This window comes from Demequina sp. TMPB413, from assembly GCF_020447105.2.
Classification (GTDB): domain Bacteria; phylum Actinomycetota; class Actinomycetes; order Actinomycetales; family Demequinaceae; genus Demequina.
The window spans coordinates 1,501,760-1,517,656 of the sequence record NZ_CP096184.1 but is presented as its reverse complement, the minus strand read 5'-3'; the positions used below and the strand labels follow the sequence as shown (position 1 = coordinate 1,517,656).

Genomic DNA, 15,897 nt, shown 5'->3' with positions numbered 1-15,897 from the left:
ACCCTCCCCAGCAAATGGCTCGATTCGTACCGCTCAGCGCCCCGCCCACCCCCAAATGGCTTGATTCGTACCGTCCCTGGGCGTGATGGACCACTAGTGGCTTAATCCGTACCGGGGCTCCGCTGCAAGCTCCTCTAGTGGCTTGATCTGTACCGGCTGTCCGCGGGAAGTGCCGCCAGTGGCTCGTTTCGTACCGCCTTCGCACCTGAAGGCCCCCATGGCTTGGTCCGGAACGTTGGCGTCCAGCCCCACGTCGGCGTCGTCGCTCCCGCAGGCCTCGCTGTCGCGTCGTGCCCAAGACGACGCTGTGCCCGATTTCCACATCGGCGCGGGCTTGGCGGGCGCCAGTGTCGTCTCGCATGAGCCAATCAGGAGGTGACTCCTCCTCGCGCATTGCCTAATCCCGCCCCTCACCAGACGCTGGCCGATTGGTTTCCATCGACCTCGCTCGCGTACCGAGGTGAGCAGCTCGAGGCGGCGTTCTCGCATCGACAGCTTGTTCTGGCACTCGACTCTGGCGCGGCGGTGCGACTCGCCCCTGGCGTGTACGCGAGTGGCGCGCACGCACAGTCTGCGGCGACGCGAATCGATGCCGCGTCGGAGTGGGCTGGGTCCGAGGCGTGGATTGGCGGTGCAGCAGCGCTCTTCCTCGCGGGCGCAATGGCGGATCCGCCAAGCGCCATTGAAGTAGTGGTGCCAGCCGCAAGACGCATGAGCGGGAGGCCGCCATGGATCAGGATCAGACGCCTCACGTATCGTCCGCCGACGCTTCGAGTGGACCAGTGGAACGCGGTCGACCCAGGTGTCGCATGGTGCCACGCGTTCGCTGAGATGCCGCACGATGACCGGGTCTCCGCATTGTGCGCGCTCGTCAGCGCGCAGCCGCAGGCCATCGAGACGGTCTTTAGCGCCGCGCGAAGCCTGCCAAGGTTGCGTGGACGACGCCGAATGCTTGAGGTCGCAGAGCACGTGGCGGCCGGCGCGGAGAGTTTTCTTGAGGTCCATGCGCTTCAGCAAGTGTTCGTTGGAAGGTTGTTCCGAGGGTTGCTCAGGCAGCACACCGTCACTGTCGAGGGCAGCCGCTACCGGCTGGACCTCTACGACCCCACGAGCATGACGGCTATTGAGACGGACGGTGCGCGCTTTCATGCATCGGCACGCGACTGGCAGCGGGACATCCGTCGCGACGCGGACCTGGCGACGCTCGGCATTCTCACTCTTCGATTCAGTTACTGGGATCTGATCGAGCGCCCCGATTGGTGTCGCGAGCGCGCGCACGAGGTGATGGCGCGCAGGCGACGCCAGGCTTCCCAGCAGCGAGGTCGCCACACGCGCGCGCCTCGAACCAACTTCGGTACGGATTGAGCCACTTGCGGGTGGGAGGGGCGCTGAGCGGTACGGATTAAGCCACTTGTGGGTGGGAGGGGCGCTGGGCGGTACGGATTAAGCCATTTGTCGATGGGGTGGGGTGGGAGGGGGTGGGACGTTAGGCCTCTTCGAGCACCACGTTCTCCGTGCGCACCACGGTCGCGTCGAGAAGCGCAGCCACCGAGCCGTCCTCCGGCCCCAAACCGTCAACGCTGGGGTCGATGGCGGTCACGGCGTCCACCACCTGCATCGTCTTCACGCGCCCGGCCGCCATGATGTCCGGCTTCGCGGCGTTCACCGCCTCCATGTGATTCTCGGGAACGAGAAGATCGAGGGAGGTGATCACGGTGCGTTGCGAGACCTTGGCGTCCGACTTGATCTTGCGCAGCGCGCTCACGGCCGCGCCAGCGGCAACGAGCACCAAGGGATTCGCGCCCCCCGCCGCGGCCCGAGTGCGCTCTGGAGTCGGCCACGGTGCACGGTGAATCGAGCCCTCGTTGAACCACGACCACACCTCCTCCGTGGCAAACGGCAAGACCGGTGCGAACAGGCGCAGGAACGCGTCAAGCGCGATCGTCAGAGCCGCACGGGCTGACGCGGCCTCGGGCGAGCAAGGTGCAAAGGGATCGATCGGCTCGCCGAGAACTGCGCCGTCGTAGGCGCGTTCCTTGACGAGTTCGACGTAGTCATCACAAAACGTCCAGAAGTACTGCTCGGCAGCCTCGAGCGCGCGCGTGTGGTCGTAGGCGTCGAAGGCGAACGTCGCGGCCTCGATGACGGAAGCAACCCCGGCGAGCATCGCCTTGTCGAGCGGCTCAGTGACGACGGCAGATGTGACGTGCGTGGCGGCCTTCATGCCCGCCTCGAGCGAGTCGTCGGCCGCCGTGGTGATCCCGGTCGCTCCCAGCACGAACTTGGAGACGTTGAGCACCTTCATGGCGAGCCGTCGGCCGATCTTCATCTGGCCTTCGTCGAACGCGGCGTCGGTACCCAGTCGCGCCGAGGCGGCCCAGTATCGTACCGCGTCGGAGCCATGCGTCTCTAGCAGGCCCATCGGCGTGACGACGTTGCCCTTCGACTTCGACATCTTCTTGCGGTCAGGATCGAGAATCCACCCGGAGATCGCCGCATGCTTCCAGGGCAGCACGCCGTGCTCAAGGTGCGAGCGGACCACGGACGAGAACAGCCACGTGCGGATGATGTCTTGGCCCTGCGGGCGCAGGTCCATGGGGAACGTCTTGGCGAAAAGCTCTGGGTCTTCTCGCCAGCCACACACGATCTGCGGCGTTAGTGACGACGTCGCCCAGGTGTCCATGATGTCTTTCTCGCCGATGAAGCCGCCGGGGACGCCGCGCTGGCTCTCATCGAATCCTGGCGCCGCGTCGGACGCTGGGTCGACGGGCAGGGAAGCCTCGTCGGGAACGATCGGAGCCTCCCATTCGGGGTTCCCCGCCGCGTCGAGGCGGTACCAGACGGGAATGGGCACCCCGAAGAAGCGTTGGCGCGAGATGAGCCAGTCACCCGTGAGGCCATTGACCCAGTTCTCATAACGCTTGCCCATGTGCGCTGGCACAAAGTCGAGCGCCTCGCCGCGTGCGACGAGCTCGGCCCGCAATGTGGCGTCCCTGCCGCCGTTTGCGATGTACCACTGCCGCGACGTCACAATCTCGAGCGGCTTGTCGCCCTTCTCGTAGAACTTCACGGGGTGGGTGATGGTCTTGGGTTCGCCGTCGATCACGCCGGCCTCGCCCAGCAATTCGACGATGCGTTGCTGGGCAGAGAACACGGTCTTGCCCGCCAGTTCGGCGTAGGCGGCGAGGCCCTCAGCGGACTCGATGGCTTCGGGCGCGTCGGCAAGGATGCGTCCATCCCACCCGAGGATGGGACGCGTTGGCAGGCTCAATTCGCGCCACCAGATCACGTCAGTGACGTCGCCGAAGGTGCAGATCATCGCGATGCCGGAGCCTTTGTCTGGCGAGGCGAGGCGGTGAGCCACGATCGGCACCTCTACGCCGAACAGCGGCGTGCGTACGTGCTTGCCAAAGAGCGCCTTGTACCGCTCGTCGTCGGGGTGGGCCACGAGCGCGACACATGCGGGAAGCAGCTCTGGCCGGGTGGTCTCGATGTAGATCGACTCGTAGGAGCCGGTCGCCTCTTCGAGGTCCGCGGCTGGCTCGAAGGCGACACGGTGGTAGGCGCCAGGACGGTCGCGATCCTCAAGCTCGGCCTGCGCAACGGCGGTGCGGAACGTCACGTCCCACAGCGTCGGCGCCTCTGACTGGTAGGCCTCACCGCGGGCGAGCGAGCGCAAGAAGGCCTGCTGGGCGACGGCCTGGGAGCTCGGCTCGATGGTCTGGTAGGTGCGTGACCAGTCGACGGACAAGCCGAGGTGGCGCCACAGCGCCTCGAACTGCTTCTCGTCTTCTGCCGTGAGCCGTTCGCACAATTCCACGAAGTTGCGGCGCGACACGGGGACCTGATCCGCGGCCTTGGCCGACTTCCCCTCGCCACCCACAAAGGGAGGCTCGAAACCTGGTTCGTAGGGCAGGCTCGGATCGCAGCGCACGCCATAGTAGTTCTGCACGCGGCGCTCGGTGGGCAGTCCGTTGTCGTCCCAGCCCATCGGATAGAACACCTCGCGGCCGCACATTCGCTTGTAGCGAGCGATCACGTCGGTGTGCGTGTACGAGAACACGTGACCCACGTGAAGCGAACCGGACACCGTGGGCGGGGGGGTGTCGATCGAGTAGATCTCATCCCGCGTCTTGGTGGGGTCAAACTTGTAGACCCCGTCCGCCGCCCAAGCGTCATTCCAGCGGTCCTCGAGACCGTCCACCGTAGCCTTTTCAGGGATGCGCGAAGTCATGTGGGTCATTCTTTCAGACGGCGGCGATGCCGTGGCACCCGCCGTGCGGCCAAACCTCAATTGGGGACTCGTTGTCGAGGCACGCGGCCCGCGCGGCAGCGAGGCAGGGGGCGTGTTGCTGGCGTCGACTCTTGCTCACGGAGGGGTGCAGAAGGTCCGCAACGATGCCCTATTTGTACCGCTCTATTACTCTTCGGTCTCATGAGCCTGGCAAAAGTGCGAGCGGACTTCATGAGGTCGTTGGAGGAGTGGGACGGGACGGTGGGCAGCGACCTGCGGGAGAGGGTGCGGTTGGAATGCTCACCCGTATACGGTTGTTGCTCTAGTACCCGAACACATTCGGATGATCTTGCGGTGCGGGGGTTGGCGCCGTCTTTCCATCTGATCGAAAGGATCGCATCATGAGCTACGGCCTTACCCTTACGATCGACCAAGCCTTCGAGCCGGCTCTCGCGGCCGCACGTGCAGCATTGGCCAACGAGGGATTCGGGATCCTGACCGAGATCGACATGGCGGCCACGATGAAGACGAAGCTTGATGTCGACATGGCCCCACAGGTGATCCTCGGCGCGTGCAACCCCCCACTCGCTCATCGCGCCCTGCAGGTGGAGGAGTCGATAGGAATGCTCTTGCCGTGCAACGTGGTGGTGCGCTCGGTAGGCGAGGGTCGCACCCGGATCGAGGCCATCGATCCGCACGTGATGGTCACCCTCACAGGCAACGCCGGACTCGAGGCCGTCGCTGACGACGCAGCCTTGCGGCTCGGCGCGGCTCTTCGACGTCTGGAATCGCCACCGATTGTGTGACCGCCCCGACGGGGCTCGGAACGGCAGTCCGGCGCCGGTAGCGCGTTCAGAAGTAGCTGACCACCATTTTGTGCATGCTCGAAGAGAGTCATGACTTTGCGGACGCGGTAGCCGGGATCACCCCAGTCAATCGAGGCCTCGACCGAGCCGCCCTCGCCCTCACGGCCACCGGGCCGCAGGGGTGCCTGCCCAGTGCCAGCGGCGAGGACGCCATGGATGTTCAACGACCCACAAGAATCTGCCCTTCACTCGCCTGAGCCGAACTCGCAACGAGGGGGAAGCTACCGGCCGTGTCCGCCGCCCACCACGGGCGCGTCGTCACCCGTGTCGGTGACCCGCTGCTGCCGCGGTGCCTCGCGCGACAGTGGTGGCACGGGAGCCTTGAGGAGATCTTGAGGCGGCGTCGGGGGGCCTCTTGAGGTGGCAGGGGCACGATGGGAGTTGTTCACGAAGCGACGTTCACTAGGAGGTTGTCAACATGATGGGATATGGATTCGGTATGGGTGCCGGGGGATGGATCGCGATGGCGGTGTTCTGGATCGGCGTGATCGGTCTGGTCGTCTGGCTCGTCGTCCGTGCCTTCCCGGGTAGCCGACGCGACGATGGTGTGGGTGGCGGCCAGCCGGGCGTTGCGCAGGGCGAGACCCCGGAGCAGCTTCTGGATCGCCGCTTCGCTGCCGGTGAGGTCGACGTCGCGACCTACGAGTCGATGCGTGCGACCTTGCGCGCGAGCCGAAGCGGGAAGTGATGGCCACGATCAGTCGGCGGCTGCGAACACTGGTCGTTCCGATCGTGGCCGTCGCTGCGATCCTGGGTTCGGGCGCGTGGATGCTGATCCAGGGGCAGGGCGTTGGCGGTTGGGGCGCGGGAATGCCAAACGGCGCGTCCTACGGGATGATGGGCGGTGGCGGCTTCGGTGGTGCGAGTTCGAGCGGGGATCGCGTGCCTGTCGTCGACCTTGTGGGAGCGCGCGAACAAGCTCAGGTGTTCGCGACGGAACTCCGGCCGGGTCTGGAGGTCGGTGAGGTGATGCAGTTCGACCGGCAGTACTACGCCGAGCTCGTCGAGGCGGACGGTTCGCTGGCCACGGAGGTTCTCATCGACCCCGTCTCGGGCGACGTACAGATCGAGTTGGGGCCGGCACGGATGTGGAACACCCGCTACGGCATGATGGGACGTGGCGGCTCCGACCTGCGGATCAGCGCGACCGAGGCCCAACGGATCGCCAACGAATGGCTCGTGCGCCAGGACGGCGGAGAAGGGCTCACGGCGGCCACCGGTGATGCCTTTCCCGGCTACTACACGCTCCACACGCTGCGCGAAGGGAAGGTCGACGGCATGCTCTCGGTGAATGCGACGTCCGGTGACGTTTGGTACCACTCGTGGCACGGAACATTCGTCGCGATGTCCGAGGCGCCGTGACGTCTCCCGGATCGAGTTCGGCGACCCCGGTCGGTGCTCACGCACCGGCCGGGCGTCGCTGGCGCGTGCTCGTCGTCGAGGACGACGCACCGATCGCGCGCCTGATTTCTGAGTACCTCGGAGTGGAAGGGTTCGAGGTGGACGTGGCCCCGGATGGTGAGGTGGGCGTCGATAGGGCGCGCGCGTGGGAGCCGGACGTGCTCGTTCTGGACCTGATGCTCCCGGGGATTGATGGGATCGAGGTGTGTCGACAGGTGCGAGGCTTCTCCGATGCCTACGTGATCATGTTGACCGCGCGGACCGACGAGCTGGACCGCGTGATCGGGTTGTCCGTTGGCGCGGACGACTACCTCGCCAAGCCTTTCTCCCCGCGCGAGCTCGCGGCGCGAGTGCGCGCCATGCTGCGGCGTCCCCGCAGCCCGGACACGGGCGCCCCCGCTCGAGTCTTCGGAGACCTGGTGATCGACGTGGCTGGCCGGGAAGTCTCCGTGGCGGGTGAGCGGATCGAGTTGACCCGGACGGAGTTCGACATCCTGGACACCCTGTCGAGCCGACCGCGAGCTGTGCTCGAACGCCGCGCACTGCTAGAAGCTGTGTGGGGTGAGGACTGGTTCGGCGACGACCACGTGATCGACGTGCACGTCGCCAATCTTCGACGCAAGATCGGCGACGACCCGGCCGAGTCCCGATACGTGCGGACGGTCCGTGGCGTGGGTTACCGAATGGGTGAGGGCAGTTGAGGGCCGCCGGTCGGCGGACGGGATTTGCCGCACGCCTGCTCCTCGGCCAAGCCCTGGTCATACTCGCCGGCGGGATCACCCTGCTCGTTGTCGCCCTGGGGCTGGCCCCTGGGATGTTCCGGGGGCACGTCGAGTACGCGGTGGGGCCGATCACCAACGAGCTGGCCACCCACCTGGACATGGCGTTCTCTAGGGCGATCCTGGTCTCTCTCGCCGTGTCGATCGCCGTGGCCACGCTCACTGCCCTCGCGGTCGGATGGTTCGTGTCCCGCCGCGCCGTTCGCCCGCTGCGGGAGCTGTCCGAGGCGGCGGGTGCGGTCGCGTCCGGCGACTATACGGTGCGTGTCCGGCGCTCGGGCTACGGCGCCGAGCTCGACTCCCTCGCCGACGCCTTCGAGCAGATGGCGCGCAGCATCGCCCGCACCGAGATGTCGCGGGCCGAGGTGCTGCGTGACCTGTCCCACGAGCTTCGTACCCCGCTGACCACCGTTCGCGGGTACCACGAGGCTATCGCCGACGGAGTACTGCCAGCCGACCGGGCCACCTTCGAGCGCATCGACGCCGAGATCTCCAGGATCGAACGCCTGGTCGACGACGTCGGCCGCATCTCCAGCGCCGAGGAACGCGGGCTCGACCTTCACCTCAGCGAGATTGCCGCGGGCGACCTGCTGAGGATTGCGGCGAGCGGCGAGGCGTTGGCGTTCGAAGGCAAGGGTGTGCGCCTGACCCTCGGGCCCGACGCCAGTGCCCGAACGGTCGTTGTCGACCCGGACCGCATGCAGGAGGTCCTTGCCAACCTCCTGAGGAACGCCCTTCGCCACACACCCGCTGGCGGACTCGTCGAACTGTCCGCACGGCCGACTGCGGAGGGGGTCGTCATCACGGTCCGCGACTCCGGAGACGGCATCGCCGCCGAGCACCTCCCGCGCGTCTTCGAACGCTTCTACCGCGTCGACGACGGTCGCTCTCGCGGCGTCGGCGGCAGCGGTATCGGCCTCGCGATCGCGCGTGCGCTGACAGAGGCCCATGGCGGCCACATCCGAGCGGAGAGTGCTGGCGCAGGGGAGGGTGCCAGCTTCATCGTCACCCTCCCGGCGAGCCAGGGACGACGCGGCGTCGTGAGCTGATGGAGTACCGTCACCGCAGTGACGGCTACGGCTACGGCTGCGGTGGCGCCGACGAGTCAACTGACGGTCATGGCGAGGCCGACGCCCTTAGGCAAGTGGGCGCAATCACCACGAGGGCGGACAGCGCTCGATCGACCAGACCGACCGCGACGGTGCGTTTCGCTGCTCACATGAGGGCCACCGCGGCGATGGATGCGACGAGGACGACTGGTGCGACGATCAACATAACCGTGCGCCCGTACCGCGTCGCCCTGGGCAACCCGCGTAGCGGAAACAGCACCTGCCGGACAATGAGGTACGCGGAGAGCCCCCCCAAGAAGAGGAAGCCGGCTGGCTCCGGTTGGACGCGCCAGACGATCAGACCGGTGACCACGGCCAAGGACGCAGCCGACGCCGACTCAAGGGCCTGGACAGGGATCCGCCTCGTGCCAATGCGGCGATCGGAGCCCCAAATCGCCCAACGCGACGTGGTCGGCAAGCCCGAACAGCATCCAGCGAATATGCACCCCAGTCGTCCGACAGACTGCCCCACAAGGAGTGCAGGAATCGTCGCGTCGAGCAAGGGTCCAATCGGAACACCGATGTCTGCGGGAGCCGCCGCCGTTGGGGTCGTCGGTGCCAAGATCGACTTCCGGTTCCCCGCCGCACCGAGGCCCGCAGCTGGTTGATCGGGGGTGGGCCTTCAAGGATTCGTCATCGCACTCGGGCCCAGCGCGCTCGGTGAGATCGCGGCTGGCTGGACCGAAGGCGCATCGGAAGCTCGGGCGGGCCAGTTCGACGACACCAGATCCACCTCCGTTGGCGGACCGAGTGCCGGGGTGTCTCCTCACACCGGCTCGAAGTCTTGATCCACTCTTGATCAATCCTCCATCAACGATCCCGGAACATCTGCCAGGCTTTGAAGATGGCGCTCACCGCAGATCCACCACAGGCCGATGACTTTGCGGTTGACGAGATTCGTGCTGTCGACGCCCGGCCGCGACGTACGGCGTGGACAGTCGTCACCGGCGCACTGGGCGCCGTCGGTGGACTTGCCCCGCATGTCCTGCACCACGTCGGTCCCCTGGTTGGGACGGCGCTGGTCGCCGGCGCAGGAGGCACCGCCCTCTTCGGCGTCCTCGGCCTCGCACTCTCCGTGCCCATGCTCCTCAGGCTCCGCCGCCGGTTCCGCAGCTGGTGGGCACCCGGGATCGCCCTTGCGGTGTTCACCGCAATGTTTTTGGTCTCCTCACTGGTCATCGGACCGCTCATCAGCGGTTCCGACCGCCCGCTCATCGAGCAGGGCGTCGCGGACCACGACTCCCATCACGAGTGACGGAAGAAGTCGCGGTGCGGGATGTACTCACCGAAGGGTCCGGCCGCTACGTGCTGTACGTGTCCGTCACGCCGATGCCGAGTTGCCAGACGATGTCGTCGTTGTACCGGACCGGCGGCACGGCCGGGCCGGACAGGCCTTGACCTTCCAGTCGGATAGAAGGTTTACGGTCGAGTTAACCGGCCACGCAGCCTGTCCAGATTGCGAGACGAGAACCTGGATCAGCGGTCGACGCTGACAACACCATCAGACGGGAAGTGCCCGGTGATGGCGGTGCGCCACACCTCGAACGGCAAGCACCCGATCCGACGAAACTGCACTGCAATTCGTGTCACCCCACACACCCTAGGAGGGTTCGATGTCACCCAAGAAGAAGCGTCGGCAAGCGGCAACGAAGCCGCAGACCTCCTCGCCTTCCGGGCGGGCTAATCCTCTGACCCGCCCCTTGGATTCACAGTTGGCGGCATCCGTGCGCCCGGCCGCTGCTCGCGGTGCGTCGTTCGGCGTGTCCTCAGCACGTCGGCCCACACCCTCAACCGCGTCGGCCCCGGCCCCACCGCGACAGCCGATCATCCGACCCGCGCTTGCACGACTCAGCGGGTCGCGCAACCCCAAACAAGGGCTCGAGTTCACCCCCCCTCTCTTTAAGGTCCTTGCGGACCTCGAGCCGCAGGCCATCGGCCTCACATACTGGTTCACCGCTCCCTCGGGGTCCGAGGCGCGCGATGTGACCGTGCGCTTCTCTGGGCAGCGCCTCGATGTCGAAGGCGACCCCACGGATGCCGATGCCTTTGTGGCGACCGCGACCTACGCCAACGTTCAGCCAGACACCGGGCCGATTGCCCTCACTCACCGAATCGTCGGCAAAGCGCCGGGCCGCTGGAAGGTCACTGCGGAAGCAATGGCAACGTCACGCACTGGCGATCACCGACACGCTGTTCGTCTACCCCCTGCCGAAGGCATCGGGCGTTCGACGTTGGCGCCGGTGGCCACGATGCGTGCGCCGGGGGTCGTGCCGGGTTCTTGGCCTCTCTTGGTGGGTTTGGGATTCATCCTCGCGACGATCGTGCTGAGCTTGCTGGCGCGCAACAGCGGGATGCCCGTGGGTACCATCCTCGCTCTGGCGTCCACCGCGGGCGCCCTAGGGCTCGGGGGGGCCAAGGTCTACTACTGGTTGACGCATCGTGGGGAGGGACGAGCGGCGGGACTGGCCGGTCTCAGTTTGCAGGGGTTCGTCATCACCGCGATTGCGGTCTTCGTGCTGGGAGGCTGGGCGTTCGGTGTTCCGATTGGACCCTTGCTCGACGCGACGATTCCTGCACTCCTTGTGGGGCAGTCTGTCGGACGACTGGGGTGCATATTCGCTGGATGCTGTTCGGGCTTGCCGACCACGTCGCGTTGGGCGATTTGGGGCTCCGATCGCCGCATTGGCACGAGGCGGATCCCTGTCCAGGCCCTTGAGTCGGCGTCGGCTGCGTCCTTGGCCGTGGTCACCGGTCTGATCGTCTGGCGCGTCCAACCGGAGCCAGCCGGCTTCCTCTTCTTGGGGGGGCTCTCCGCGTACCTCATTGTCCGGCAGGTGCTGTTTCCGCTACGCGGGTTGCCCAGGGCGACGCGGTACGGGCGCACGGTTATGTTGATCGTCGCACCAGTCGTCCTCGTCGCATCCATCGCCGCGATTGCCCTCATGTGATCACCCTCGCGCCGCGTGGTGACCGACGGTCGATGGGATGGATTCGGGCTACAGAGAGGGGTCCGTGCATACCAAGGCGTGACAATTTCCACGGTGGGCGACGGCATCTCCATCGCGGCTGGCGTTCTGTTCCCGACGTTCGGGCTCTCACTCAGCCCGATGATGGCGGCTCTAGCGATGGTGCTGTTGTCCCTGTCGGTCGTCACAAACGCCGACCCGGCTACGCCACTTCACACCCCGACCAGTCGCCAAGGTCGACCCCAAAGTCTTGACCATCACACTGATGGTCGAGTGTGCAAACGAATACGACGATGAGGAGAACGAAATGCATGACAATCACGATCACGACCACTCCACGCACTCAGGCACCACGGTCGACCCAGTCTGCAAGATGAGCGTCGACCCTGCCAGCGCCGCGGCAAGCCGCGAGCACGACGGTAAGACGGTCAGCTTCTGCTCGAAGGGGTGCGCGGCAGCCTTCGACGCAGACCCGGCGCAATACGCCACCGCCTGAAGTTCAGCCAACGGAGCACGTCGATAAAAAAACGCGTTATGGTTGCCCGTTCTCGGGCGTCCATGACGTGCTCCCACCGTGCGCTACCGACCAGCGAGGGCCAGCGAGGTCCGAGGCATCCTCCACGTCCCGGATTCTCACCTCAAGAGTGTTGCGTAGAGACGGCTTGACCTTCCAGTTGGCTGGAAAGATTACGGTGAAGTGGGCTCGCGGCCATCGACAACTCCCTGTTCATGGTCAGGGAACACGATTCACTACGCGGACATTCTTATGGGAGGCACGCGCAACCCTTCCCGGACCTTTTACGTGAGTCTCGTCGCGCGGTGGCCGCATCCGATGGCGCCTCCGCTGTCGGCCTGTCGCCCGCCGAGCCGGATTTGGAGCAGCCCGCGAGCACCAGGCTTGAGAGCGGGGCACCCGAAACGAGTGCCATCGTGCGTAGCTTCATTGGCTCTCTTTTTACAGGGACTGCTGAGCGATTTGACGTCAGTTCGGACGAGGCTGACGCTCAGGACTGTGGTCATGATCGCTTCGTATTCGATGGGCGTCAACCCACCGAGACGGATTGGGGGTCGGTTGCGGCGGCGACTCGTGTGGCAACGCTGACGGCGCTCACTGAAATTCCTCAGTTCTGCTCACTGAAATTCCCCACTCCGGGTCGCTTCCGCACATAGAAGCGGGCCTTCCTCGATGCTGATGGTCTTCGACCACACACCAGCTCGAGAAAGGCCCTGCTCCTATGCTTTCAGAGGAGGACGACGTGGACATCCACGCGCTCAAACGCCAGGGGATGACGATCAGTGAGATCGCCCGGCGCACCGATCACGACCGCAAGACAATCCGCGCCTATCTGGCTGGCCAACGCACCCCAGGAGTGCGTCACCGTGCCGCCCCGGATCTGTTCGACGCGTTCATCGCCTACGTCACCGCCCGTCTGAGCGAGGACCCGCATCTGTGGGCGGTGACGCTGCTGGACGAGCTCGTGCCACTGGGCTTCGAAGGGTCGTATCAGACCTTGACTCGCCAGATCCGGGACCGGAGTTTGCGGCCGGCCTGCACGGCCTGCGCGCATGTGACCAAGCGGCCCAACGCGATCATCGTCCACCCGCCGGGTGAGGAGACGCAGTTCGACTGGGTCGAGTTGCCCGACGCCCCGGCCGACTGGGCGTTCCCAACCAAACGCGCCTACGTCCTCGTGGGTTCGCTCGCGCACTCGGGGGTTTGGCGGGCGGTGATCTCCCCGTCGATGGACCTGCCCCACCTGCTGGCCGCGATGACGGTGCTGCTGGGCCTGCTGGGCGGCGTGACGAAGACGTGGCGGTTCGACCGGATGAGCACCGTGCTGAAGGCGGGGACGAGTGATCTGACACCAATGTTCGCCGCGTTCTCCAAGCACCACGCGGTCAGCGTCGTCGCTTGCCGGCCCCGGTCGGGCAACCGCAAGGGCGTGGTCGAGAAGAACAACCACACCGCCGCCCAGCGTTGGTGGCGCAACCTTGCGGACGATGTCACCCTTGAGCAAGCGCAGCAACGCCTGACCGCGTTCGCCCAAGGGCAGGACGGTCGACGCCGTGAGGGACGCGACGGGTCCACGACGGCCGCAGTCATGTTCGCTGCGGAACGGCTGAGCCCGTTGCCACCGATGCTGTTCCCGGTGGTGGTGACCGAGGAGCGCACCGCGACACGGCAGGCGCTGATCGATTGGCGCGGGAACCGGTACTCGGTCCCGCCGGAACTGGCTGCGGCCCGCGTCATCGTCCATCAACGCCTCGGTGCGGCCACCATCGATATCGGGACCATCTCCGGCGTGGTGCTGGCACGGCACCAGGTTGCCGAGCCGGGGCTGGGGGTCACGATCCGCGACAGCAGACACGTCACCGCCCTGGAGACCATCGCCCTGGCCGCTGCGCCTCCAGGCCGCCCGCACCGGAAGAAGGAACGCATCCCACCGGGCACCGCGGCCCGCCGCGCCGCCATGGCGCTCACTAGCGCCACCGAACCCACCACCGTGATCAGCCTGGCCGCCTACGAGACGGCCGCGAAGAACAGGAACACCCTCCAATGAACACACCACTCACCACCGCTTCCACCCTGACGGCGACGACGGCCGCGACGCCGGCGAGCGTGTTTCAGCAACTACGCGGCCACCTCACCGAACTGAAACTCGACGACGCCGCCGACGCCCTGCCCCGCGTCCTGGACCAAGCCCAAGCCGAGGGCTGGTCGCTGACTCACACCCTCGAGCGCCTGCTCGCCATCGAGGTCACCGCGACCGACGCCAGACGCCTGGCCGGCCGGTTCCGCTTCGCGAACCTACCCACCGGTGCGACCCTTGCCGACTTCGACCTCGACGCCGCCTCCGGCATCGACAGCAACCTCCTGACCGAGCTTGGCACCTGCCGCTACCTCGACACCGCAACCAACGTGCTCCTGATCGGCCCTCCCGGAGTCGGGAAAACCCACATCGCGACCGGCCTCGGCCATGCGGCTGTGACGGCCGGTTATCGCACCTACTTCACCTCCGCCGCCGACCTCGCCGCCCGCTGCCACCGCGCCGCGATCGAGGGCAAATGGGGCACCATGATGCGGTTCTTCGCCGGACCCACACTGCTCGTGATCGACGAGCTGGGCTACCTGCCGTTGCCCGCCGAGGCCGCGTCAGCACTGTTCCAGGTCATCAACCAGCGTTACCTGAAAACGTCGATCGTGATCACCACGAACCGGCCCGTCGGCGCCTGGGGCGAGATCCTCGGCGACACCACCGTCGCCGCCGCGATGCTCGACCGACTCCTACACCGATCCGTCGTCGTCACCCTCGACGGAGGCTCCTACCGGCTCCGCAACCACGCCGCCGCAGCCGACGAACTACGCCGCGTCACAACCGGCACAAACTTCCGCTAACCTGACCCCGCGACCTGGGGAACTTCGCCGAGCAAGACTGGGGAATTTCGCTGAGCGCCGTCAACGCCTTTTCTGTTCGTCGTGGGGCTTCGCAAGACCGAATACGTGAAGATCGACGGGCGCCTCGGGACCGTCGACGAGGTCGGAATCGCGACACTGTCCTGGATCCATTGGCTCGATGACAACCACCGCCTCTCCTTGATCGGAGACCTCACCCGCCACTGAGCAACAAGACCTGTACCGCCGTGAGAACTTCACAGAGCAGCAACCGCCACCAGGAGAACCGGGCCTTCCACTGAGTTCAGGGCGGAACAGTCCGCCATGTACGACGCGGCCGCGCGCGATCTCGGCAGGAAGGCAACCGAGAGCCGGATCCGCGCTATCGGCGGCAAACCGTCACGCGGCTTGCCGTCAACGCGGGCCGACCCCCTCGTGTCTCCTGTCAGGCGCGCGAGGCGGCTAGCAGCAGCCGCTCGCCGACGCCTCTTTGCTTGTGGACTCGGACGTCCCGGTTGCTGCTGTCGTGCTCTTGCAGCAGCAGCCGCTCGCCGACGCCTCTTTGCTTGTGGACTCGGACGTCCCGGTTCTTGCTGTCGTGCTCTTGCAGCAGTCGCTCATGATTCAGCTCCTGTGCTCAGTCGTGATGGGGTCCCTCGGCTGTTGCCGAGAGAAGTCGTGCGCCGCGCGGTAGCGCGCGCAATTGGCCTGTGAGGACGCGTCCGTGTCTCGGCGCTGCCTAGTGGCAGCCGGACTTCGGCTTGGGGGGAGCGGCCCGATCGGGGGCTGTGTGTGGGGACGCATCCAAGGTCGCGTCACCGTGGAACCCATGCGCGGGATGGGTCCCTGCCTCGGCGCCGGCGTGCGGTGTCGAGCTGCCGTGCCCGCCATGCCCGCCCGCATGCATGGCCAGCATCGACGCGACGAGGACCACCGTCAGAATGGTTCCTCCAGAGACGCCGAACATCCACAGAACGAGGGCCAGACCTGCAATGGCGAAGTACAACTTGCTCGAGCGGCTCTTGAGGGACACGAGGGCCCTCCAATCCGGACGCCAGCGCGTCCATCGATGTCTAGATCTTCACGCTAACGGACGCTCGTGAAGTTCCCGGGCGAACAGGATCAGGAACTGATCAAGGTTTGGTCAA

17 protein-coding genes are annotated in these 15,897 nt (G+C 66.2%); 14 read left to right on the top strand and 3 right to left on the bottom strand.

Translation table 11 applies throughout. From position 1 onward, the window contains the following. The first annotated feature begins 375 nt into the window (after positions 1-375). Positions 376-1,365 (top strand): endonuclease domain-containing protein, encoded by a 990-nt coding sequence (locus LGT36_RS07370; protein ID WP_226096871.1) that lies wholly within the window; start codon positions 376-378, stop codon positions 1,363-1,365. A gap of 121 nt (positions 1,366-1,486) precedes the next feature. Here the strand turns inward: LGT36_RS07370 and valS are convergent, their stop codons facing one another. After that, positions 1,487-4,243, bottom strand: a complete 2,757-nt coding sequence (gene valS / locus LGT36_RS07365) for a valine--tRNA ligase (RefSeq protein WP_226264526.1) — start codon at positions 4,241-4,243, stop codon at positions 1,487-1,489. Between valS and LGT36_RS07360 the strand changes: the two genes are divergently transcribed. From LGT36_RS07360 to LGT36_RS07335, 6 genes are all read left to right on the top strand, one after another. Then, positions 4,233-4,439: a hypothetical protein gene (locus LGT36_RS07360; protein ID WP_226094916.1), complete on the top strand. Its 207-nt coding sequence runs from the start codon at positions 4,233-4,235 to the stop codon at positions 4,437-4,439. The two genes, valS and LGT36_RS07360, sit on opposite strands and share 11 nt — an antisense overlap. 196 nt (positions 4,440-4,635) lie before the next feature. Then, positions 4,636-5,040: a DUF302 domain-containing protein gene (locus LGT36_RS07355; protein WP_226094917.1), complete on the top strand. Its 405-nt coding sequence runs from the start codon at positions 4,636-4,638 to the stop codon at positions 5,038-5,040. Between the two features lie 478 nt (positions 5,041-5,518). Further along, positions 5,519-5,788 (top strand): SHOCT domain-containing protein, encoded by a 270-nt coding sequence (locus LGT36_RS07350; protein WP_226094919.1) that lies wholly within the window; start codon positions 5,519-5,521, stop codon positions 5,786-5,788. After that, positions 5,788-6,462, top strand: a complete 675-nt coding sequence (locus LGT36_RS07345) for a hypothetical protein (protein WP_226094921.1) — start codon at positions 5,788-5,790, stop codon at positions 6,460-6,462. Before LGT36_RS07350 ends, LGT36_RS07345 begins: the two co-directional genes overlap by 1 nt. Before the next feature lie 65 nt (positions 6,463-6,527). After that, positions 6,528-7,202 (top strand): winged helix-turn-helix domain-containing protein, encoded by a 675-nt coding sequence (locus LGT36_RS07340; protein ID WP_370634282.1) that lies wholly within the window; start codon positions 6,528-6,530, stop codon positions 7,200-7,202. After that, complete coding sequence (locus tag LGT36_RS07335; RefSeq protein ID WP_226094924.1) at positions 7,199-8,329, top strand: cell wall metabolism sensor histidine kinase WalK; 1,131 nt, start codon at positions 7,199-7,201, stop codon at positions 8,327-8,329. The genes LGT36_RS07340 and LGT36_RS07335 overlap by 4 nt, the downstream gene beginning before the upstream one ends. Positions 8,330-8,495: 166 nt before the next feature. Here LGT36_RS07335 and LGT36_RS07330 read toward each other — a convergent pair whose 3' ends face one another. After that, on the bottom strand, positions 8,496-8,951 hold the full coding sequence (locus LGT36_RS07330; protein WP_256465893.1) for a prolipoprotein diacylglyceryl transferase family protein: 456 nt from the start codon (positions 8,949-8,951) through the stop codon (positions 8,496-8,498). A 282-nt stretch (positions 8,952-9,233) separates the two neighbouring features. Between LGT36_RS07330 and LGT36_RS07325 the strand changes: the two genes are divergently transcribed. From LGT36_RS07325 to LGT36_RS07295, 7 genes are all read left to right on the top strand, one after another. Continuing rightward, on the top strand, positions 9,234-9,644 hold the full coding sequence (locus LGT36_RS07325; RefSeq protein WP_226094594.1) for a hypothetical protein: 411 nt from the start codon (positions 9,234-9,236) through the stop codon (positions 9,642-9,644). A gap of 727 nt (positions 9,645-10,371) precedes the next feature. Further along, positions 10,372-11,337, top strand: coding sequence for a prolipoprotein diacylglyceryl transferase (locus tag LGT36_RS07320; protein ID WP_248642032.1), 966 nt, complete (start codon positions 10,372-10,374; stop codon positions 11,335-11,337). A gap of 325 nt (positions 11,338-11,662) precedes the next feature. Continuing rightward, on the top strand, positions 11,663-11,851 hold the full coding sequence (locus LGT36_RS07315; protein ID WP_226264357.1) for a YHS domain-containing protein: 189 nt from the start codon (positions 11,663-11,665) through the stop codon (positions 11,849-11,851). Between the two features lie 739 nt (positions 11,852-12,590). After that, positions 12,591-13,916 carry an IS21 family transposase gene (locus LGT36_RS07310; RefSeq protein WP_248642030.1) on the top strand — a complete coding sequence of 442 codons (1,326 nt, stop codon included), beginning with the start codon at positions 12,591-12,593 and terminating at the stop codon, positions 13,914-13,916. Further along, complete coding sequence (gene istB / locus LGT36_RS07305) at positions 13,913-14,752, top strand: IS21-like element helper ATPase IstB (protein ID WP_248642028.1); 840 nt, start codon at positions 13,913-13,915, stop codon at positions 14,750-14,752. Before LGT36_RS07310 ends, istB begins: the two co-directional genes overlap by 4 nt. Before the next feature lie 81 nt (positions 14,753-14,833). After that, positions 14,834-14,977 (top strand): hypothetical protein, encoded by a 144-nt coding sequence (locus LGT36_RS07300; RefSeq protein ID WP_226096589.1) that lies wholly within the window; start codon positions 14,834-14,836, stop codon positions 14,975-14,977. 268 nt (positions 14,978-15,245) lie between these two features. After that, positions 15,246-15,443: a hypothetical protein gene (locus tag LGT36_RS07295; protein WP_226096590.1), complete on the top strand. Its 198-nt coding sequence runs from the start codon at positions 15,246-15,248 to the stop codon at positions 15,441-15,443. A 45-nt stretch (positions 15,444-15,488) separates the two neighbouring features. Here the strand turns inward: LGT36_RS07295 and LGT36_RS07290 are convergent, their stop codons facing one another. Next, the gene (locus LGT36_RS07290) at positions 15,489-15,782 is read right to left on the bottom strand and encodes a hypothetical protein (protein ID WP_226096591.1); all 294 of its coding nucleotides are present in this window, start codon (positions 15,780-15,782) and stop codon (positions 15,489-15,491) included. Between the last annotated feature and the right edge of the window lie 115 nt (positions 15,783-15,897).